Here is a 20273-nt window from a genome sequence, read left to right on the forward strand (position 1 = left end):
AGCAGTGGCAGCCCGCCCGCACTCGCTGAGTTCCTCGATCGCCCGTTGGCACGGCGACGAGCGCACTGTGGGCTCCCCGCTGACCGGCGCGGATCTGGTCGCGCTGCGGCGCACCCGGCTGTTCGGCTCCACCGGCACGATCCTGATGGCCATCGGCGCCCTGGGCGCCGGCGCCCGCCCCGTCGTGCAGGACCCGACGTTCGGCGTCCGGGTGCTCAACCTGCCGTCGCGCATCCAGACGGTGTCGTTGACCATGACCACCACCGGCGCCGTGATGATGGCGCTGGCCTGGCTGATGCTCGGCCGGTTCGCATTGGGGCAGTCGTCCGGTTCCGGTGCACTGCGGCGGCTGTCCCGCGGCCAGCTCGACCACACGCTGCTGCTCTGGATGCTGCCGCTGCTGGTCGCCCCGCCGATGTACAGCAAGGACGTCTACTCCTATCTGGCGCAGAGCCAGATAGCGCGCAACGGCCTGGATCCCTACCGAGTGGGTCCGGCCACCGGTCTGGGGCTCGACCACGTCTTCACGCTCTCGGTGCCCAGCCTGTGGCGCGAGACACCCGCCCCCTACGGTCCGCTGTTCCTGTGGATCGGCCGGTGGATCTCGGCGCTCACCGAGGAGAACATCGTCGCGGCGGTGCTCAGCCATCGGCTGGTGGTGCTCGTCGGCGTCAGCCTGATTGTCTGGGCCACGCCACGACTGGCCCGTCGTTGCGGCGTTGCGGAGGTCAGCGCGCTGTGGCTGGGCGCGGCCAACCCGCTGCTGCTCATGCATCTGGTCGCCGGCATCCACAACGAGGCACTGATGCTGGGGCTGATGCTCACCGGCACCGAATTCGCCCTGCGCGGCATCGATTCGGACAGTCCGCTGATCCCCCGGCCGCTGCGCGGCGGCCGGCACGAATGGTCACCGTTGCTCATGCTGGTTCTCGGTGCGGTGCTGATCACGCTGTCCTCGCAGGTGAAACTGCCCGGCCTGTTGGCGCTCGGGTTCGTGACCGTGGCCCTGGCCCGGCGCTGGGGCGGCGGCGTGACGGCGTTCCTGTCGGCCGCGGGCTGCCTCGGCACTCTCTCCCTCGCGGTGATGGCGCTCGTCGGCTGGGCCAGTGGACTCGGTTTCGGCTGGCTGTTCACGCTCGGCACCGCCAACGTCGTGCGCAGCTGGATGTCCCCGCCCACGCTGATCGCGCTGGGGACCGGTCAGATCGGCATCCTGCTGGGCCTGGGTGATCACACCACCGCCGTGCTGTCGCTGACCCGCGCGATCGGCGTCGCCACCATCGCCGTCCTGGTCACCTGGTTGCTGCTGGCAGTACTGCGCGGCCGGCTGCACCCGGTGGGCGGGCTGGGGGTGGCCATGGGCACGACCGTCCTGCTCTTCCCGGTCGTGCAGCCCTGGTACCTGCTGTGGGCCATCATCCCGCTGGCCTGCTGGGCCACCCGCCCGGGCTTCCGCATCGCCACGATCGCCGTGACGCTGGTCGTCGGCATCTTCGGGCCCACCGCCAACGGCGACCGGTTCGCGCTGTTCCAGATCCTCGACGCCACGCTGGCCAGCGCCCTGATCGTGGGGATCCTGATCGCCGTGACCTGGAACCACCTGCCGTGGCGCGGGCTGACCGGTTCGGCGCGCACCACGGATGCGCACCCGACGAGCGCCGACGCCTACGCTGGTTCCCCGTGAGTGCTCCCCTGCCTGTCCAGCTGACCGGGGTGACCAAGCGGTACGACGCGACGACGGCGGTGGCCGGCCTGGACCTCGAGGTGGCCCCCGCGCAGGTTCTCGCGCTGCTGGGACCCAACGGGGCGGGCAAGACGACCACGGTCGAGATGTGCGAGGGATTCGTGCGTCCCGACGAGGGCACCATCCGGGTACTCGGGCTGGATCCGATCGCCGACAACGCCGCGCTGCGCGCCCGGATCGGCGTGATGCTCCAGGGCGGTGGCGGCTACCCGGCCGCCCGGGCCGCCGAGATGCTCAACCTGGTGGCGGCCTACTCGGCACATCCGCTGGACCCGGCCTGGCTGCTGAACACCCTCGGCCTGACCGACGCCGCCCGCACCACCTACCGCCGGCTCTCCGGCGGTCAGCAGCAACGGCTGGCGCTGGCGTGTGCCATCGTGGGCCGCCCGGAACTCGTATTCCTCGACGAACCGACCGCCGGGATGGACGCCCACGCGCGATTGGTGGTCTGGGAGCTGATCGACGGGCTGCGCCGCGACGGCGTGACGGTCGTCCTGACCACCCATCAGCTCAAGGAGGCCGAGGAGCTGGCCGACCGGATCGTAATCATCGACCACGGCGCACAGGTCGCCGCCGGAACCCCGGCCGAACTGATGCGCAGCGGCGCCGAGGATCAGCTGCGTTTCAGCGCGCCGCGCAAACTCGACCTGGGACTGCTGGAAGCGGCCCTGCCCGAGGGCTACCGAGCCGTGGAGCTGTCCCCGGGCGAATACCGTATCGAGGGCCACATCGATCCGCAGGTGCTGGCGACGGTGACGGCCTGGTGCGCGCGGATGGACGTGCTGGCCACCGACATGCGCGTGGAGCAGCGCAGCCTCGAGGACGTCTTCCTCGACCTGACCGGCCGGGAGTTGCGGCAGTGAGCGAGAACCTTTTCCCCGCAGGCACATTCGCACCGGATCCGCGGCCGGCCCCGGTGCAGCGGATGCTGGCCGCGCAGTACGCCCTCGATCTGAAGCTGCTGCTGCGCAACGGCGAGCAGTTACTGCTCACCATGTTCATCCCGATCACACTGCTCATCGGACTCACCCTGCTCCCGCTGGGTGATTTCGGCGCGCACCGCGTCGCCACCTTCGTCCCGGCGATCATGGCCCTGGCCGTGATCTCGACGGCCTTCACCGGCCAGGCCATCGCGGTGGCCTTCGACCGCCGCTACGGCGCCCTCAAACGGCTCGGCGCCACCGCGCTGCCGGTCTGGGGCATCATCGCGGGCAAGGCGCTGGCCGTCGTCACCGTCGTCTTCCTGCAGGCGATCCTGTTGGGCGGCATCGGTTTTGCACTGGGCTGGCGACCGCATCCGATGGGCCTGCTACTGGGTGCGGTGGTGATCGCACTGGGCACCGCGACGTTCGTCGCCCTGGGCCTGCTGTTGGGCGGCACCCTGAAGGCCGAGGTCGTGCTCGCGCTGGCCAACCTGCTGTGGTTCGTCCTGGCCGGTCTGGGCGCCCTGACGCTGGAGACGCAGGCCATCCCGTCCGCGGTGAGATGGGTGGCCCGGCTGACCCCGTCGGGCGCACTGACCGAGGCGCTGTCGCAGGCGATGACACTGTCGGTGGATTGGTTGGGCATCGCCGTGCTGGCGGTGTGGGGCGGGATCGGCGCGCTCGGCGCGCTGCGCTGGTTCAGGTTCAGCTGACGACCCTCCGGATCTGTTCTGCCTCCAGTGCGACGAACCCCGAGTGGATATCGCTGAGGGCGCTGAACAGATCGAGGACCGGGGGCTACTACGACACGTAGTTGCGCGTCCCCTACGCTGAGGTCGTGTTCCAGCGGCTCGTCGACCTGCTCCCCCGGGCCAGTCTGCGCACCCAGCGGCTGATCGCCGCACTGGTGATCCTGACCCAGGGCGGCATCGCGGTCACCGGCGCCATCGTGCGCGTGACGGCGTCCGGGCTGGGCTGCCCCACCTGGCCGCAGTGCTTCCCCGGCAGTTTCGTGCCCGTCACGCACCCCGAGGTGCCTCGCATCCATCAGGCCGTCGAGTTCGGGAACCGGATGATCACCTTCGCGGTGGTGCTGACGGCCTTTGCGGTGGTTGTCGCCGTCTACCGCGCCCACCGCCGACGCGAGGTGCTGGTCTACGCGTGGCTGATGCCGGCCTCGACGGTGGTACAGGCCGTCATCGGCGGCATCACCGTGCGGACCGGTCTGCTGTGGTGGACGGTCGCCATCCATCTGGTGGCGTCGATGACGATGGTGTGGCTGGCGGTCCTGCTGTATGTGAAGATCGGCGAGCCCGACCCCGATGACGGCGGCGGGCCGCCGCGCCTGGTCGTACCGAAAGCGCTCCGGGCGTTGACTTTCGTCAGTGCGGTGGTTCTGGCAGCCGTTCTGGTGACGGGCACCCTGGTGACCGCCGCCGGTCCCCACGCCGGCGACAAGAGCATCGCACGCCCGGTGGCCCGCCTGCAGGTGGAGATCACCACCCTGGTGCACGCACACTCGTCGCTGCTGTGGATCTATCTGTCACTGCTCGTCGGCCTGTGCTTCGGCCTGGCGGCGGTCGCCGCCCCACGGTCGGTGCGCATCCGGCTCTACGTGCTGCTGGCACTGGTGTGCGCTCAGGCCCTGGTGGGCGTCGTGCAGTTCTTCACCGGCGTGCCCGCCGCCCTGGTCGCCGTGCACGTGGCCGGTGCGGCAGCGTGCACCGCCGGGACCGCGGCGCTATGGGCGTCGATGCGACAGCGGACCCAGGCCCAGCCGGTCGAGGGCTGACTCGACCTCCCGCGCGAACTGCCGCTGCTGCAGAGCGCGGGCGGCGTCGTCGAGCTGGCCCCAGCCGAGGCTCGGCTCCACCAACTCGAGCTCGAGCACCTGCGGATCGGCGGGGCCCCCGATCACGTCCACCCGGGCGTAGAGGAAGTCCGTCGGCACGATGCCGAGGTGTTCGGCCGCCGCCTCCAGCGCCGCATGGCCGACGTCCCACAGCTCGGGTTCGGGATCCGCGGCCGAGAGGTCCTCGGCGGCGTAGGTGCCCGAGGGGTCGAACGCCTGCGCGGCACCGGGCTCGGGCAGCATCGGGCCCTTGGTGAATGCGTGCGATGGCGCGCCGCCCAGGAACACCATCGCGGTCTCCCCGTCCTCGACCTTCGGGTGGTACGGCTGCACCAGAATGGCCGAACCCGATTCCTGCAGCACCGCCGCATGCTCGCGCGCCTTCGCGTTGTCGGTAAAGCGTTGCGCGCCAATCGAACCCATCCCGATCGCGGGTTTCACCACCACTTCCCCGGCCGGCAGATGTACGTCCTGGCCCGGTTCGAAGAACTCGCTCTCGATCACCGGCACCCCGGCCACCGCCAGATCGTGCAGGTAGTGTTTGTCGGTGTTCCAGGCGACCACCGCCGGCGAGTTCAACAGATTACGGACCTTCCTCGACCAGGCCAGGAACTCGTCGAGGCGCTCGATGTAGTCCCAGGTGGCGCGCAGGATGACCAGGTCGGCGGTCAACGTCGCCGGATCGTCCCAGGACAACCACCGGGCATGGAGGCCGCGGGCGGCCAGGGCGGGCACCAGGCCCGCGTCGTCGCCGTCCCCCTCGATCAGCTTCGGGCACCCGGCCAACACGATCTTCGGATGGAACAGATCGGGGCGGGCCAGCTTGATCGGCATCACGTCAAGGATGATAGTCAGCATGCATGTGATCGAAGTTCCCGTGACCGGTGGCCCCGAGGTCCTGACCTACGTCGAGAAGCCCGAACCCGCACCGGGCCCGGGCCAGGTGCTGATCAAGGCCGACGCCGTCGGCGTCAACTTCATCGACACCTACTTCCGCTCGGGGCTCTACCCGCGCGAGGTGCCCTTCGTCGTGGGCACCGAGGTGTGCGGAACCATCGCCGCGGTCGGTCCCGACGTGCCGGTGCTCAACGTCGGCGACCGCGTGGTGACCGCGAACGCCGACGGTGCCTACGCCGAATACTGCTTGGCCCCATCCGATTTCGTGGCCTATGTGCCCGACTCCGTGCCGTCCGATTCGATCGCGTCGGCCCTGTTGAAGGGGATGACCGCGCATTACCTGATCAAGTCGGTGTACCAGATCACTCCGCAGGACACCGTATTGGTGCACGCGGGCGCGGGCGGCGTCGGCCTGATCCTCACGCAGTGGGCAACCAGCCTGGGCACCAAGGTGATCACGACGGTGTCCTCGCCGGAGAAGGCCGAGTTGTCCCGGCAGGCCGGCGCGATCGAGGTGCTGGACTATCCGGATGATCCGGCGGTCTTCGCGGCCCGGATCCGCGAACTGACCGCCGGCAAGGGCGTGCAGGCCGTCTACGACGGCGTGGGGCGAACGACGTTCGACGCCAGCCTGGCCAGCCTGGCCGTGCGTGGCACCCTGGCGTTGTTCGGTGCGGCCAGCGGCCCGGTGCCGCCGGTGGATCCGCAACGGCTCAACCAGGCCGGTTCGGTGTATCTGACCCGGCCGAACCTGGCGCACTTCACCCGCAGCGCCGACGAGTTCGCCTGGCGGGCCGGCGAAGTGATCGAGGCGATCGCCGACGGGTCGATCACCATTACGGTCGGCGGGCACTACCCGTTGGCCGAGGCCGAACGCGCGCATCGGGATCTGCAGGGCCGCAAGACAGTGGGCTCGATCGTCCTGGTGCCCTAACCAACCTCCGCCGAGAGTTGAGTTTCTGACATCGCTTCCTGGGGTTTTGCGTTCGGAACCCAATTCTCGGCGCAATGAGTTGGTGGTTTCTCCACAGGTCGACGATGGGGTGACTACCGACGGGAAGCCGCGCCCCCGACGATGCGGGGATGTCACAACTGATCCTCGCCAGCGAAGCGCTCGCCGGCGGCGCGATGACCAGACGTGAGCTGCAACGGCGTTACCAGAGAGTCCACCAGAATGTTTATGCGCCAAGGGATCTGGAGCTGACAGCAGCGGATCGGGTACGGGCGGCCTGGTTGTGGTCCGGACGCACGGCAACCGCATCCGGCCTGTCCGCGGCGGTATTGCTCGGCAGCAGGTGGATTCCCGACGAGACCCCGGCCGAGTTGCTGCGCACCCAGTACCCCGCGCCGAGGGGAATCATCGTGCATCAGGACCAGGTTCCCGAAGAGGAGCTGACCACGCGGTCGGGCATCAGCTGCACGACGGCCGAGCGAACGGTGTTCGACCTCGGACGGCGCCTCGCTTTCACCGAGGGGCTGGTCCGCGTCGACGCGCTGCTGAACGCAACGAACACGGCCTTCGCCGACATCGCAAAAGTCGTCGACCGGCACCCGGGAGCGCGGTACGTCCGCCGGTTGCGCGATGTTCTTGCCGTTGCCGACGGCGGCGCCGAGTCACCCCAGGAGACTCGGGTCCGGTTGGTCCTGCTGCGTGGTGGTACCCCGACCGTCACTACACAGATACCGGTGGGCCGGCGACGGATCGACATGGGCTGGCCGGAATGGAAGGTCGGCGTGGAATACGACGGGGCGCAGCACTGGGATGACCCACGTCAACACGGCAGCGACATCGAGAGACTGGAGTACTTCGATGGCTTGGGCTGGCGGATCGTCCGAGTCGTGGCCGCGCATCTCCGCGATCCGCACAGCATCATCGGCCGGGCCGAACGGGCACTGCGTTCGGCTGGATGGACCGGCACCCTCACCCCGTCGAGCATTGGGTTATTGCCGTACCGAACCGGGAAAATGCGCTAGGAACCCAATTCTCGGCGGGCGGATCGAAAGGGGCTAGCGGGTCCAGAGCTGGGCGATGGTCGGCAGATCCAGCGCCGAGTCCACGGCCAGGGCGCAGAACACGGCCGCCAGGTAATTGTTGGACTGCAGGAACAGCCGCAGCGGCTTGACCGGCTGGCCGCGCCGCACACCCGCATGCAGCTGATGGGCCATCGCCAGGAACCAGGCGCCGGCCAGGATGGCCACCGCCCCGTAGAGCCAGCCCGTTGCGGGTATCAGCGCCAGCGTCGCCAGCACCGTCAGCCAGGTGTAGACCAGGATCTGCGTGGTGACCTGCTTCTCGGTGGCCACCACCGGCAGCATCGGGACACCGGCCGCCTTGTAGTCATCCTTGTACTTCATGGCCAGTGCCCAGGTGTGCGGCGGAGTCCAGAAGAAGATGATCAGGAACATCACCAACGCGGGCCACTGGATGGTCCCGGTGACCGCCGACCAGCCGATCATGACCGGCATGCAGCCGGCCGCCCCGCCCCACACGACGTTCTGCGACGTCCGGCGCTTGAGCAGCAGCGTGTAGATGAAGACGTAGAACCCGATGGTCAGGCCGGCCAGATGGGCCGACAGCATGTTGGTGGTCCACCACAGCCAGAAGAACGAGCCGACCGACAGCGCCAGCCCGAAGATCAGGGCGTGCGTGCGCGGCACGGTGGCCGTGGCCAGCGGCCGGCGGGCCGTGCGCTTCATCACCTTGTCGATGTCGGCGTCGGCCACACAGTTCAGGGTGTTGGCGCCGGCGGCCGCCAGGATCCCGCCGAACAGCGTGTTGACGATCAGCAGCGGGTCGACGGTGCCGCGGTGCGCCAGCAGCATGGCGGGAATGGTGGTGACCAGCAGCAGTTCGATGACGCGCGGTTTGGTCAGCGCGAGATAGGCGAGCAGCGAGGAGCGGATTCGGCCGGGCGCGTGGCCCTCGCGAATACTCACCCGGCTGACTCCTTGCTGGTGCTCGAGCTACGTCTACTACAGAGGATGGTAGACCGAAGGCCGCGCCGACCGTTAACGCGGCGGCCAATCCCGGTGCCGCCTGCACACCGGCCTGCTGGAGCACTAGGGTTGAGGACAGCGCCACACACCCCCGACATCTCCGGAGGAACCTGCCTGTGACCACCGTGGAAGAGATCGCCGCCCTCACCGAACCGCATCATCCGGACGATTGGACCGACGTCGATTCCCGAGCGGTCGACACCGCCCGCGTGCTGGCCGCCGATGCGGTGCAGAAGGTCGGCAACGGGCATCCCGGCACCGCGATGAGCCTGGCCCCGCTCGCCTACACGCTGTTCCAACGGCAGATGCGCCACGATCCCACGGACACCCACTGGCTGGGCCGCGACCGGTTCGTGCTGTCCTGCGGGCATTCGAGCCTGACGCTGTACCTGCAGCTGTACCTCGGCGGCTTCGGTCTCGAGCTCTCCGACATCGAGGCGCTGCGGACGTGGGGTTCCAAGACACCGGGCCATCCGGAGTTCCGGCACACCAAGGGCGTGGAGATCACCACGGGCCCGCTGGGTCAGGGTCTGGCGTCGGCGGTGGGCATGGCGATGGCGGCCCGCTACGAGCGCGGCCTGTTCGATCCCGACGCCGCTCCGGGCAAGAGTCCGTTCGACCACTACATCTACGTCGTCGCCTCCGACGGCGACATGGAGGAGGGCGTCACCAGCGAGGCCTCCTCGCTGGCCGGCACCCAGCAGTTGGGCAACCTGATCGTGATCTGGGACGACAACAAGATCTCGATCGAGCACAACACCGACATCGCGCTGTCCGAGGATGTGCCTGCCCGATACCGCGCGTACGGCTGGCACGTGCAGGAGGTCGAGGGCGGCGAGAACGTCGTCGGGATCGAAGACGCAATCGAGGCCGCGAAAAAGGTGACGGATAAGCCGTCGTTCATCGCGCTGCGCACCATCATCGGCTATCCGGCGCCGACCAAGATGAACACCGGCGGGGTGCACGGTTCGGCGCTGGGCGCCGACGAGGTCGCCGCCACCAAGAAGGTCCTCGGCTTCGACCCCGACAAGAGCTTCGACGTCAGCGAGGACGTCATCACCCACACCCGGCAGTTGGTCGCCCGCGGCAAGGAGGCCCGCGACGCCTGGCAGCAGGACTTCGACGCGTGGGCCGAGCGCGAGCCCGAACGCAAGAAGCTGCTGGACCGGCTGCTGGCCCAGCAGCTGCCCGATGGCTGGGACGCCGACCTGCCGCACTGGGAGCCCGGCTCCAAGGCCCTGGCCACCCGAGCCGCCTCCGGTGAGGTGCTCTCGGCGGTCGGACCGAAGCTGCCCGAGCTGTGGGGCGGCTCCGCCGACCTGGCCGGCAGCAACAACACCACCATCAAGGGCGCCAATTCGTTTGGCCCGCCGTCGATCTCGACCGAGGACTGGAACGCCACCTGGTACGGCCGGACGCTGCACTTCGGCATCCGCGAGCACGCCATGGGCTCGATCCTGTCCGGCATCGTGCTGCACGGGCCGACCCGCGCCTACGGCGGCACCTTCCTGCAGTTCTCCGACTACATGCGCCCCGCTGTGCGACTGGCCGCGCTGATGGACATCGACACCATCTACATCTGGACCCACGACTCGATCGGGCTCGGCGAGGACGGTCCCACGCACCAGCCGATCGAGCACCTGGCCGCCCTGCGAGCCATCCCGCAGCTGTCGGTGGTGCGCCCCGGTGACGCCAACGAAACGGCCTACGCCTGGCGGACGATCCTGGAGCGCGGCGCCTCATCGGGTCCGGTCGGCCTTATCCTGACCCGGCAAGGGATTCCGGTGCTCGACGGCACCAGCGCCGACGGTGTTGCCAAGGGCGGGTACGTGCTCGGCGGCGGCAACCCGACCGACGACGCCGACGTGATCCTGATCGCCACCGGCTCCGAGCTGCAGTTGGCCGTCGAGGCACAGAAGTTGTTGGCGGACAAGGACATCAACGCCACCGTGGTGTCGATGCCCTGCGTCGAATGGTTCGAGGCACAACCGCAGGACTACCAGGATGCGGTGCTGCCACCCAGTGTGTCGGCACGCGTGGCCGTCGAGGCGGGCGTCGCGATGCCGTGGCACAAGTTCGTCGGCGACACCGGCGAGATCGTCTCCATCGAGCACTTCGGCGAATCCGCCGACGACAAGACCTTGTTCCGTGAGTTCGGCTTCACCCCCGGCGCCGTGGTGGCCGCTGCGGAACGCGCATTGGACAACTGATCCCAGAGGAGTTGGCATGACCCAGAATCCGAACCTGGCCGCCCTGAGCGCCGCCGGCGTTTCCGTGTGGCTCGACGACCTGTCCCGCGACCGACTGCAGACCGGCAACCTGCAGGAGCTCATCGATACCCGCAGCGTCGTCGGCGTCACCACCAACCCGTCGATCTTCCAGGCCGCCCTGTCCAAGGGGCACGCCTACGACACCCAGGTGGCCGAACTCGCCGAGCGCGGCGCCGACGTCGACGCCACCATCCGCACCGTCACCACCGACGACGTCCGCAACGCCTGCGACGTGCTGGCCAAGCAGTACGAAGCCTCCGACGGCGTCGACGGCCGGGTGTCCATCGAGGTCGACCCCCGTCTGGCCCACGACACCGACAAGACCATCCTGCAGGCCATCGAACTGTGGAAGATCGTCGACCGCCCGAACCTGCTGATCAAGATCCCGGCCACCCTGGCGGGGCTGCCGGCGATCACGGCGGTCATCGCAGAGGGCATCTCGGTGAATGTCACCCTGATCTTCTCCGTCGAGCGCCACCGCGGCGTGATGGACGCCTACCTCGCGGGCCTGGAAGCGGCCGCCGAGGCCGGCCACGATCTGGCCAGGATCCATTCCGTCGCTTCGTTCTTCGTCTCCCGGGTGGACACCGAGATCGACGCGCGGCTCGACAAGATCGGCACTCCGGAAGCGCTCGCGCTGCGCGGGAAGGCGGGCCTGGCCAACGCCCGTCTGGCGTACGCGGCCTACCAGGAGGTGTTCGAGGGCGGCGAGCGCTTCGCAGCGCTGACGTCCAAGGGGGCGCGGGTGCAGCGGCCCCTGTGGGCGTCCACCGGGGTGAAGAACCCGGACTATCCCGACACCCTGTACGTCACCGAACTCGTCGCGGCCAACACCGTCAACACCATGCCGGAGAAGACCCTCGAGGCCGTCGCCGACCACGGCAAGATCACCGGTGACACCATCACCGGCACCGCCGACGCGTCCCAGGGCGTGTTCGACGAGCTGGACGCCGCCGGAATCGACCTCGTCGACGTCTTCAAGGTCCTCGAGGACGAGGGTGTCGACAAGTTCGAGAAGTCGTGGCAGGAGCTGATCGACGCCACCCGGGATCAACTCGACACCGCGGGGAAATGACCAACGGCGCCGCGGGTCCAGTTGGCGCCGGGCCTCGTGCTCGCGGAACGACACCGCTCGCCGAACCCGGCGACTGGGTGAACCCGCTGCGGGACAAACGCGACAAGCGGATGCCCCGCGTCGCGGGTCCGTGCGCGGTGGTGATCTTCGGGGTCACCGGCGACCTTGCCCGCAAGAAGCTGATGCCCGCCATCTACGACCTGGCCAACCGCGGACTGCTGGCCCCGCAGTTCGCACTGGTCGGATTCGCCCGCCGGGATTGGGCCGACGAGCACTTCGGCGACGTGGTGCTCGAAGCGGTGAAGGAACACTCCCGGACGCCGTTCCGCCAGGAGGTCTGGGACCGGCTGGCCGAGGGAATTCGGTTCGTGCACGGGGATTTCGACGACGACGACGCATTCGCCCGACTCGCCGACACCTTGCACAAGCTCGATGTCGATCGCGGAACCGGCGGTAATCACGCGTTCTACCTGTCCATCCCACCGGCATCGTTCCCGGTGGTGTGCGAGAAGCTGTCGAAGTCCGGCCTGGCGGCCACCACCGACGGCTGTTGGAACCGCGTGGTGATCGAGAAGCCGTTCGGTCACGATCTTGCCAGCGCGGAGTCACTCAACACCGTCGTCAACAGTGTGTTCCCGGAGTCCTCGGTGTTCCGCATCGATCACTACCTGGGCAAGGAGACCGTGCAGAACCTCCTCGCGCTGAGGTTTGCCAACGAGCTGTTCGAGCCGGTGTGGAATTCCCACTACGTCGACCATGTCCAGATCACGATGGCCGAGGACATCGGATTGGGCGGGCGCGCAGGCTATTACGACGGCATCGGCGCGGCGCGCGACGTCATCCAGAATCATCTGCTGCAGCTGATGGCCTTGACCGCGATGGAGGAACCGGTCAACTTCTCCCCCGCCGAGCTGCATACCGAGAAGATCAAGGTGCTCTCCTCGGCCCGCCTGGTCACCCCGTTGGACCAGAACACCTCACGCGGCCAGTACACCGCCGGGTGGCAGGGCAGTCAGAAAGTGGTCGGACTGCTCGACGAAGAGGGATTCTCCAAGACCTCCACCACCGAGACGTTCGCGGCGGTCACCGTCGAGGTCGACACCCGCCGCTGGGCCGGCGTGCCGTTCTACCTGCGCACCGGAAAACGGTTGGGCCGCAGGGTCACCGAGATCGCACTGGTGTTCAAACGCGCCCCGCACCTGCCGTTCGACGCCTCGATGACCGACGAGCTCGGCCAGAACGCCCTGGTGATCCGGGTGCAGCCCGACGAGGGCATCACCCTGCGCTTTGGTTCGAAGGTGCCCGGACATCTGATGGAGGTCCGCGACGTCAACATGGATTTCTCGTACGGTTCGGCCTTCGCCGAGGAGTCTCCGGAGGCCTACGAGCGGCTGATCCTGGACGTGCTGTTGGGCGAGCCCTCGTTGTTCCCCAACAACGAGGAGGTCGAATTATCCTGGAAGATACTGGATCCCGCATTGGAGAACTGGGCCGCCGGCGGAAAACCCGATCCGTACGAGTCGGGCGGCTGGGGTCCGGAGTCGGCGTTCGAGATGTTGCGGCGCACCGGTCGTGAATGGCGGAGGCCCTAGTCGTGATAGTCGATCTGCCCGACACCAACACCAACGATGTCAACGCCAAGCTGGTGGAACTTCGCGAAGAGGGCGGCGTCTACGCCCAGAGCAGGGTGCTGACCCTGGTCATCGCACCGGACACCGAGGCGATGATCGAAGATTCGATCGAGGCCGCCAACCATGCCAGCCGTGAACACCCGTGCCGCGTGATCCTGGTCAGCCCGCTGGACCGGCTGGCCACCGAGGCCCGACTGGACGCGCAGATCCGCGTCGGGCACGACGCCGGTTCGGGTGAGGTGGTCGTATTGCGGTTGTCGGGTCCGCTGGCCAACCATGCCAGCAGCGTGGTGATTCCTTTCCTGCTGCCGGACACGCCGGTGGTGGCGTGGTGGCCGGACGTCGCGCCCGAGGTTCCCGCACGGGATCCATTGGGGCAGTTGGCCGCCCATCGCATCACCGATGCCACCAACGGCGCCGATCCGCTGGCCTGCATACGGAGCAGGCTGCACGGCTACACCCCGGGTGACACCGACCTGAGCTGGAGTCGCGTCACCTATTGGCGGGCCCTGCTGGCCTCCGCCGTCGACCAGGCCCCGCACGAACCGATCACGGCTGCACGGGTTTCCGGACTGGCAACCGAACCGGCGCTCGACCTTCTGGCGGGCTGGCTGGCCAGCCGGATCGACGGACCAGTGACGCGCTCTGTGGGTGAGCTGAAGGTCGAACTGAGCCGGCCCTCCGAGACCATCACGCTGGCCCGGCCACAGGACGGTGTGACGGCCACGCTGACCCGTACGGATCGGCCCGACGCGTTGCTCCCGCTGGCGCGCCGGGAGACCCGAGACTGCCTGGCCGAGGAGCTGCGCCGCCTCGACGCCGACGAGATCTACCGCGAAGCCCTGGAAGGCCTGGACAAGGTGCAGTACGCATGACCGAGACGATCATCGAAACCTATTCCGACAGTGCCGAACTGGCGACGGCCGCCGGTGCCCGCCTGGTCGGCGCCATCACGTCCGCGGTGGCCGGTCGCGGGGCGGCCCACATCGTGCTGACCGGTGGCGGCACCGGAATCGCGCTGCTGCGCCATGTCCGTGACTACGGGCTGGACATCATCTGGGACAAGGTGCACCTGTACTGGGGCGATGACCGGTTCGTCCCGCACGACGACGACGAACGCAACTACAAGCAGGCCTACGAAGCCCTGCTGGAGAGCATCGACATTCCCGGCGCCAACGTGCATCCGATGGCGCCGTCCGACGGCCAGTTCGGCGCCGACATCGACGCCGCCGCCGTCGCCTACGAGCAGCTGCTGCCGGCCGGCTTCGACGTGCACCTGCTCGGGATGGGCGGCGAGGGCCACATCAACTCACTGTTCCCGGATACCGCGGCGGTGCGCGAGCAGGACCGCCTGGTGGTCGCGGTGACCGACTCGCCGAAACCACCGCCGCAGCGAATCACGTTGACGCTGCCCGCCATTGCCCGTTCGCGGGAGGTCTGGCTGGTCGTCGGCGGCGCCGCGAAGGCCGAGGCGGTGGCCGCCGCCATCGGTGGCGCCGATCCGGTGGACGTGCCCGCCGCCGGCGCGATCGGGCGGGAGAAGACCGTGTGGCTGCTGGACCGCGAGGCCGCCGCCGGCCTTTGAGCACCGCGGTTTTCGCCGCCCGGGCTCTCTGCGAGAGGGTGCGAGCGGGTTCTCAGTCCACGACGATGACGTGCAGCGTGCGCGGGCCGTGCACACCCTCGACCCGGTCGAGTTCGATGTCACTGGTCGCACTGGGTCCACTGATCCACGTCAACGGCCTGATGTTGCTGCCGGCTTGGATCAGCCGTGACACGGCCTGCGGGACGTCGCTGACGATGTGACCGGTTTCGATCACGCACACATGGACGTCGGGTACCAGGCTGAGCGCTCGCCGCCCCTGGCCCGGTCCGTGGTCGAGAATGATGGTTCCGGTATTGGCGATGCCGACCGTGGCGGTGGTCACCACAGCGTCGATCCCGTCCAATTCGGCTGCCCCGAGCCCCGTTTCGGCCACCCAGGCAACGTCGGCGCCCGAGGCCCACCGACCCTGCACGACGTCGTCGGCGACGACGGTGACCGCCCCCGCAGCGGCCAGTGCCGCACCGATCGCCGCGGCCGCACCATCGGAGGGCACACGCTCGACGACGGCGTGGTAGTCGGCAGTTCGTTCGATGAACCGCTCGACGAGGTCGAGGTCGCCGGTGCTCACCGGCTGCCCGTAGGTCCACGGCACCGGCGGCGGCTCCGGTCGGTCGGCCAGCGCGGTACGGATGCGGGCCAGGATCTCCTCACGGGCACTCATTGCTCGCTCCTCCTCGGCGCTCCTGCCTCGCGCCGCATCGTCGACTCACGGGCGCTCATCGGCGCCGCCGTTCGTCCGCTCCCACCACGACCGGAACGACTCGGCCGGCGGCACCGGGACATCGCGCGAACCCGACCACACACTCGCCGGCCACGGCAACCATCGCATCACCTTCTTGCTGCCGAACAGCTTGCTGCGCAACGTCTTCCCGCCAGCACCGGCCACCGACTCGGCGGCCTCGAATCGGCGATGGTCGGCGAACATCCAACTGGCCCCCTTCATCGCCAGTTCCTCCGCGGACGGCAGGCCGCCGCGGTGCTCGTCAACGACCCGGGTCCGCAGATGCACCAGCAGCGAGGGGATGTCGATGCGCACGGGGCATACGTCGAAACAGGCGCCGCACAAGCTGGACGCGTACGGCAGCGACTTGTCGACATCGCTTGCCGTGCCCCGCAATTGCGGCGTCAGCACTGCCCCGATCGGTCCGGGATACACCGACCCGTACGAGTGGCCGCCGGCCCGTTCGTAGACCGGACACACATTCAGGCAGGCCGAACACCGGATGCAGCGCAACGCCTGCCGGCCCACCGTGTCGCCCAGCGCGTTCGTGCGACCGTTGTCGAGCAGCACGATGTGCATCTCGGCGGGCCCGTCACCCGCCGAGGGACCGGTCCAGATCGAGGTGTACGGGTTCTCCCGCTCCCCGGTGCTCGATCGCGGCAGCACCTGCAGGAAGACTTCCAGGTCGCGCCACGAGGGCAGCAACTTCTCTATGCCCACCACGGAGATCAGGGTCTCCGGCAGGGTCAGGCACATCCGCCCGTTACCCTCCGACTCCACCACCACCAGGCTGCCCGTGTCGGCGATGGCGAAGTTGGCCCCCGAGACCGCGACCTTGGCGCGCAAGAACTTCTCCCGCAGGTGCAGCCGGGCGGCCTCGGCGAGCCGTCGCGGCTCGTCGGTCAGGTCCGCCGGCGCCGCACGGCCGACCTTGCCCATCTCGCGAAGGAAGATCTCGCGCACCTCGGCCCGGTTGCGGTGGATCGCCGGCACCAGGATGTGGCTGGGCCAGTCGTCACCGAGCTGGACGATCAACTCCGCCAGATCCGTTTCCCAGGCGTCGATCCCCGCGGCGGCCAGCGCCTCGTTGAGTTCGATCTCCTGCGTCGCCATCGATTTGACCTTGACGACCTCCGTCGCGCCCTTCGCGGCGACCAGATCCACCACAATGCGGTTGGCCTCGGCGGCGTCGCGCGCCCAGTGCACCGTGGCGCCGGCCGCGGTGGCGTTGGCCTCGAACTCCAGGAGGTACTGGTCGAGGTGCGCCAGCGCGCGATTCTTGATCGCTTCGGCGGCCAGTCGTAGTTGCTCCCAATTGTCCAGTTCGCCAACCACATCCGCGCGTTTGGTGCGGATGATCCCGGTCGCGTGGGCGAGGTTGCGCCGTTGGACCGAGTTGCTCAGGGCCTCGCGTGCGGCGACCTGGAACTTGGGCATGCCGATGAACTCGTCGGTCACGCCGACGTGCGGATGCCCGGTCATGTGGGATGCCCCTCGGTGGATGCCAGGATCTCCGCCAAGTGCAATACCCGCATGCCGCTGCGCTGCCGGGACAGCATCCCGCCGATGTGCGCCAGGCACGAATTGTCGCTGGCGACAAGGACTTCAGCACCGGTTTCGCGGACGTGGCGGACCTTGTCCGAGCCCATCGCCACCGAGGTGTCGGCGTTCTTCATCGCGAAGGTTCCGCCGAACCCGCAGCATTGGTCGGCGCCGGGCAGCTCGACCAGGTCCAGGCCGCGCACCGCGCGCAGCAGCTGCAGGGGCCGGTCCCCCACCCGCAGCATTCGCAACGAGTGGCAGGTGGGGTGATACGTCACGCGGTGCGGGAAGTACGCCCCGACGTCGATGACGCCGAGGACGTCGACCAGGAATTCCGAGAGCTCGTAGACCCGCGGTGCGAGCGCGTCGACGGCGGCGCGCAGATCGGGATCCCCGGCGCGGGCGGCCACGTCGTGGTGCTGGTGGCGCACCGATCCGACGCACGAGCCCGACGGGGCAACGATCGCGTCGTAGCCGGCGAAGGCCTCGACGAAGGTACGCACCGCGGGGACCGCTTCGGCGGCATAGCCGGTGTTGGTGAACATCTGCCCGCAGCACGTCTGCGCCACTGGGAATTCGACGGCACACCCGAGTCGGCGCAGCAACCGCACCACCGACTTGGGGGTTTCGGGCCACATGATGTCGTTGAAACAGGTCGCAAACAGGGCGACCTTCAACTCGGCGCGGGCTGGTGCGCTCACTCCCGAAGCATCCCCGACACCGGGGTCGGCCGCAGCGCAATGCGCTGAACCCGCCGACCGTGCCTGTGCCACCCCGCTAGTCTCGTCCCATGGTTGACAAGAGCGACTATCGGCCCACGCGCCCCGCCAAGAAGCGCCTCCAGACCCTGGCGCAGGCGGCGCTGAACGCCGACGTCACGGTCGGCCAGGTCGAGGAAGTCCTCGGCGGCCTCGGCGAGACGCTGACCGACCTGAACCGCTCCACCGACGGCCTGGACGCCACCCTGGCGCGGTTCAACGAGACGATCACCAGGATCGACGAACTGGCACCGCGACTGATCGGTGTGGTGGAGCGGCTCGAGAAGATCGTCGACCGCGTGGAACGGATCGTCGACGTCGGCGAGACCGTCGTGTCCCCCCTTTCTGCCACCGAGAACGCGGTTCGCGGAGTGATCTCCGCAGTGCGCAGCAGGACCGGGATGTAGGCCTGTGGATAACTGGGCGCCGAGTCTGGCGCCCGCCGGTAATCTGCACACATGGCCGACGACGAAGACCTCGAATCTCGCGTGACGGCGCTCGAGGGCCAGGTGCGGGATCTGTCCGTTCGTACCAATGCGAATTCGCATGACGCTGCGGCGGCACGCATCCTCGCGGGGGCCGCGGACCGCGCCGTGAGTGAAACCCGTGCCGAGATTCGTGAGTTCCGCGCAGACGTCCGCCAGGAGTTCGAAGCCGTGCGTACAGAGGTCAGCCAGGAATTCGCCGACATGCGCACAGAGGTCAGCCAGGAATTCGCCGACATGCGGTCCGAGTTCGGAGAATTCCGGGCGGCCACGACCGCGACCTTCAACGCCCAGCGCCAGGACTTCATCGACCTGCGTCAGGACTTCATCGATCTGCGAAACCACGTGAACGACGGCTTCGCACGGATGGACAACGGATTCAGCGAGATTCGCGGCCGGCTGGACGGTACGGCCGCGGGGCTGCAGCGGATCGCCGACACGCTGCAGGCGATGAACCAGGGTTAGCCCGAGCCGGTCACGAACCGTTCGACGTAGGGGGCAAATCGCCGGCGCAGATCGTCGCGATCGAGGCCGAGATCCTCGGCGCGGTAGTCGACCGTGCCCAACCGGCCCCGCGTGTGCCCGGTCAGATACGCGGCGACGGCCCGGCGAGACTCGTCGGACGGGGCGTACCCGGCGACGTCCCACACGCGTTGCACCATGGCCAGATCGTCGGCCATGAATTCGTCGAACCGAACGTCGATGGTCCGCTCGGGGGGCAGCTTGTCGTGGTCGCGCAGACAGCAATTCAACATTTCCTCGATGCGGCCGATCCAGTAGTTCGCCACCGTCGGCACGTCAACCTCGTCGACGCTCATGCGCATCGTGTACGTCATCATCGTGGCCATCGAGACCGCGACGTCGACGGGGTCTCGATGGGTGACGATCATCGTCGCATCGGGGAAGACATCCATGATCGGCACGAACTGTTCGAGGTGCTGCGGGCTCTTGAGCACCCAGCGCCGGCCCTGGAGGTTCGGGCCGTCCTGGTGCTGCAAAACCTGCAGCATCATCCGCAGGAACTGATAGCCCGGCGTCTGATCGTGGTCGCGCAGATAGTCCGACCAGCGGGGCAGGTGCGTCAGCGTGGTGAAGAACCCGCTGGCGAAGTCCTGCACCATCAGACCGATGTCCTCGTGGATGTGGTCGATCGTCATCTCGTGCATCAACTGGAAGTAGGGCATCAGGGTGCTGGAGATGTTCAGCGCGTCGCCGGTCCGTTGCCGGCGCGGTTCGATGGTTCCTTCCTCCCCCGGCGGCGGCAGCGGCTCCTGGGCCTCCCAATACGGCAGCGACCGCAGGGCGGGGTCGGCGGCGAGCAGACTGTGCAGGTGCGTCGTCCCGGTACGGGGCAGCCCCGCGATCACCAGCGGCGCGTCGATCTCGACGTCGAAGACCTCGGGGTGCCGCTTCAGGTGGTCGATCACCCGCAGCCGGCCGTTGAGGAAGGTCAGCATCAGCGAGAACGCGTACGTGCGGCCGAACTTGGTGAAATGGGGAAGTTCGTCGAAAGCCTGAAGCAGGACTGCCATCCGCTCGCGGTAGTCCTGCGCCCCGAAATCGGTCAATCCGGTTTGCGCCGAGGCCTGTTCGTGCAGCCCCTCGACCGTCAGCGGGCAGTAGTCGGCCATCGCGGCCATCCCGTCGATGATCGCCTGTGCGTCCGGGGTGAACGTCGGCCGGGCCAGATCGCTGATGTGGATCGCGGAGGTGTCTGATGCCATGGCCGGGACGCTACGCCGACGTTACATATTTTACAATAACTGTTGCGT

Annotated in this window: 19 protein-coding genes; 13 read left to right on the forward strand and 6 right to left on the reverse strand. The window is 68.3% G+C overall.

The window, feature by feature from the left end:
- The first annotated feature begins 4 nt into the window (after positions 1-4).
- The 4 genes from mptB to U0R18_RS04260 all read left to right on the forward strand — a co-directional run bounded on the left by mptB (position 5) and on the right by U0R18_RS04260 (position 4459).
- Positions 5-1684: a polyprenol phosphomannose-dependent alpha 1,6 mannosyltransferase MptB gene (gene mptB, locus U0R18_RS04245; protein ID WP_526366249.1), complete on the forward strand. Its 1680-nt coding sequence runs from the start codon at positions 5-7 to the stop codon at positions 1682-1684.
- Positions 1681-2607: an ABC transporter ATP-binding protein gene (locus tag U0R18_RS04250; protein WP_526366251.1), complete on the forward strand. Its 927-nt coding sequence runs from the start codon at positions 1681-1683 to the stop codon at positions 2605-2607. The genes mptB and U0R18_RS04250 overlap by 4 nt, the downstream gene beginning before the upstream one ends.
- On the forward strand, positions 2604-3380 hold the full coding sequence (locus tag U0R18_RS04255) for an ABC transporter permease (protein ID WP_526366253.1): 777 nt from the start codon (positions 2604-2606) through the stop codon (positions 3378-3380). Before U0R18_RS04250 ends, U0R18_RS04255 begins: the two co-directional genes overlap by 4 nt.
- A 146-nt stretch (positions 3381-3526) precedes the next feature.
- A complete protein-coding gene (locus U0R18_RS04260; protein WP_526367414.1) occupies positions 3527-4459 on the forward strand; it encodes a COX15/CtaA family protein in 933 nt (310 codons plus the stop codon).
- Here U0R18_RS04260 and U0R18_RS04265 read toward each other — a convergent pair.
- Positions 4409-5347 (reverse strand): ATP-grasp domain-containing protein, encoded by a 939-nt coding sequence (locus tag U0R18_RS04265; RefSeq protein WP_526367416.1) that lies wholly within the window; start codon positions 5345-5347, stop codon positions 4409-4411. The two genes, U0R18_RS04260 and U0R18_RS04265, sit on opposite strands and share 51 nt — an antisense overlap.
- 28 nt (positions 5348-5375) lie before the next feature.
- On the opposite strand from U0R18_RS04265, the gene U0R18_RS04270 reads away from it, so the two are divergent.
- Both U0R18_RS04270 and U0R18_RS04275 read left to right on the forward strand, forming a co-directional pair.
- The gene (locus U0R18_RS04270; RefSeq protein WP_526366255.1) at positions 5376-6350 is read left to right on the forward strand and encodes a quinone oxidoreductase family protein; all 975 of its coding nucleotides are present in this window, start codon (positions 5376-5378) and stop codon (positions 6348-6350) included.
- 149 nt (positions 6351-6499) lie between these two features.
- Positions 6500-7390, forward strand: a complete 891-nt coding sequence (locus tag U0R18_RS04275; RefSeq protein WP_526366257.1) for an endonuclease domain-containing protein — start codon at positions 6500-6502, stop codon at positions 7388-7390.
- 33 nt (positions 7391-7423) lie between these two features.
- On the opposite strand, the gene U0R18_RS04280 is transcribed toward U0R18_RS04275, so the two are convergent.
- Complete coding sequence (locus tag U0R18_RS04280) at positions 7424-8353, reverse strand: heme o synthase (RefSeq protein ID WP_526366259.1); 930 nt, start codon at positions 8351-8353, stop codon at positions 7424-7426.
- A 176-nt stretch (positions 8354-8529) separates the two neighbouring features.
- Here U0R18_RS04280 and tkt point away from each other — a divergent pair, with 176 nt between their 5' ends.
- The 5 genes from tkt (at position 8530) to pgl (ending at position 14974) form a co-directional block, all read left to right on the forward strand.
- Complete coding sequence (tkt, locus tag U0R18_RS04285) at positions 8530-10623, forward strand: transketolase (protein ID WP_526366261.1); 2094 nt, start codon at positions 8530-8532, stop codon at positions 10621-10623.
- A 16-nt stretch (positions 10624-10639) separates the two neighbouring features.
- Entirely contained in the window at positions 10640-11758 is a 1119-nt protein-coding gene (gene tal / locus U0R18_RS04290; protein WP_526366263.1) for a transaldolase, read from the forward strand.
- A 110-nt stretch (positions 11759-11868) separates the two neighbouring features.
- The gene (zwf, locus tag U0R18_RS04295) at positions 11869-13350 is read left to right on the forward strand and encodes a glucose-6-phosphate dehydrogenase (RefSeq protein WP_526367418.1); all 1482 of its coding nucleotides are present in this window, start codon (positions 11869-11871) and stop codon (positions 13348-13350) included.
- Between the two features lie 2 nt (positions 13351-13352).
- Positions 13353-14264 (forward strand): glucose-6-phosphate dehydrogenase assembly protein OpcA, encoded by a 912-nt coding sequence (gene opcA / locus U0R18_RS04300; RefSeq protein ID WP_526366265.1) that lies wholly within the window; start codon positions 13353-13355, stop codon positions 14262-14264.
- Positions 14261-14974, forward strand: a complete 714-nt coding sequence (gene pgl / locus U0R18_RS04305) for a 6-phosphogluconolactonase (protein ID WP_526366267.1) — start codon at positions 14261-14263, stop codon at positions 14972-14974. The genes opcA and pgl overlap by 4 nt, the downstream gene beginning before the upstream one ends.
- 52 nt (positions 14975-15026) lie before the next feature.
- Here the strand turns inward: pgl and U0R18_RS04310 are convergent, their stop codons facing one another.
- From U0R18_RS04310 to U0R18_RS04320, 3 genes are read right to left on the reverse strand one after another with little or no spacing between them, the layout of a single operon-like run.
- On the reverse strand, positions 15027-15656 hold the full coding sequence (locus U0R18_RS04310) for a LutC/YkgG family protein (RefSeq protein WP_526366269.1): 630 nt from the start codon (positions 15654-15656) through the stop codon (positions 15027-15029).
- 45 nt (positions 15657-15701) lie between these two features.
- A complete protein-coding gene (locus tag U0R18_RS04315; RefSeq protein WP_526366271.1) occupies positions 15702-17198 on the reverse strand; it encodes a lactate utilization protein B in 1497 nt (498 codons plus the stop codon).
- A complete protein-coding gene (locus U0R18_RS04320) occupies positions 17195-17935 on the reverse strand; it encodes a (Fe-S)-binding protein (protein WP_526367421.1) in 741 nt (246 codons plus the stop codon). Before U0R18_RS04320 ends, U0R18_RS04315 begins: the two co-directional genes overlap by 4 nt.
- Before the next feature lie 113 nt (positions 17936-18048).
- Here U0R18_RS04320 and U0R18_RS04325 point away from each other — a divergent pair, with 113 nt between their 5' ends.
- Together U0R18_RS04325 and U0R18_RS04330 are read left to right on the forward strand one after the other, a co-directional pair.
- A complete protein-coding gene (locus U0R18_RS04325) occupies positions 18049-18423 on the forward strand; it encodes an ATPase (protein WP_526366273.1) in 375 nt (124 codons plus the stop codon).
- 51 nt (positions 18424-18474) lie between these two features.
- The gene (locus U0R18_RS04330) at positions 18475-18966 is read left to right on the forward strand and encodes a hypothetical protein (protein WP_526366275.1); all 492 of its coding nucleotides are present in this window, start codon (positions 18475-18477) and stop codon (positions 18964-18966) included.
- Here the strand turns inward: U0R18_RS04330 and U0R18_RS04335 are convergent.
- The gene (locus tag U0R18_RS04335) at positions 18963-20225 is read right to left on the reverse strand and encodes a sulfotransferase (protein WP_526366277.1); all 1263 of its coding nucleotides are present in this window, start codon (positions 20223-20225) and stop codon (positions 18963-18965) included. The genes U0R18_RS04330 and U0R18_RS04335 overlap by 4 nt on opposite strands.
- Positions 20226-20273: the final 48 nt, after the last annotated feature.

The organism is Mycobacterium sp. (genome assembly GCF_046330795.1).
In the GTDB taxonomy this organism is placed as follows: Bacteria; Actinomycetota; Actinomycetes; order Mycobacteriales; family Mycobacteriaceae; genus Mycobacterium.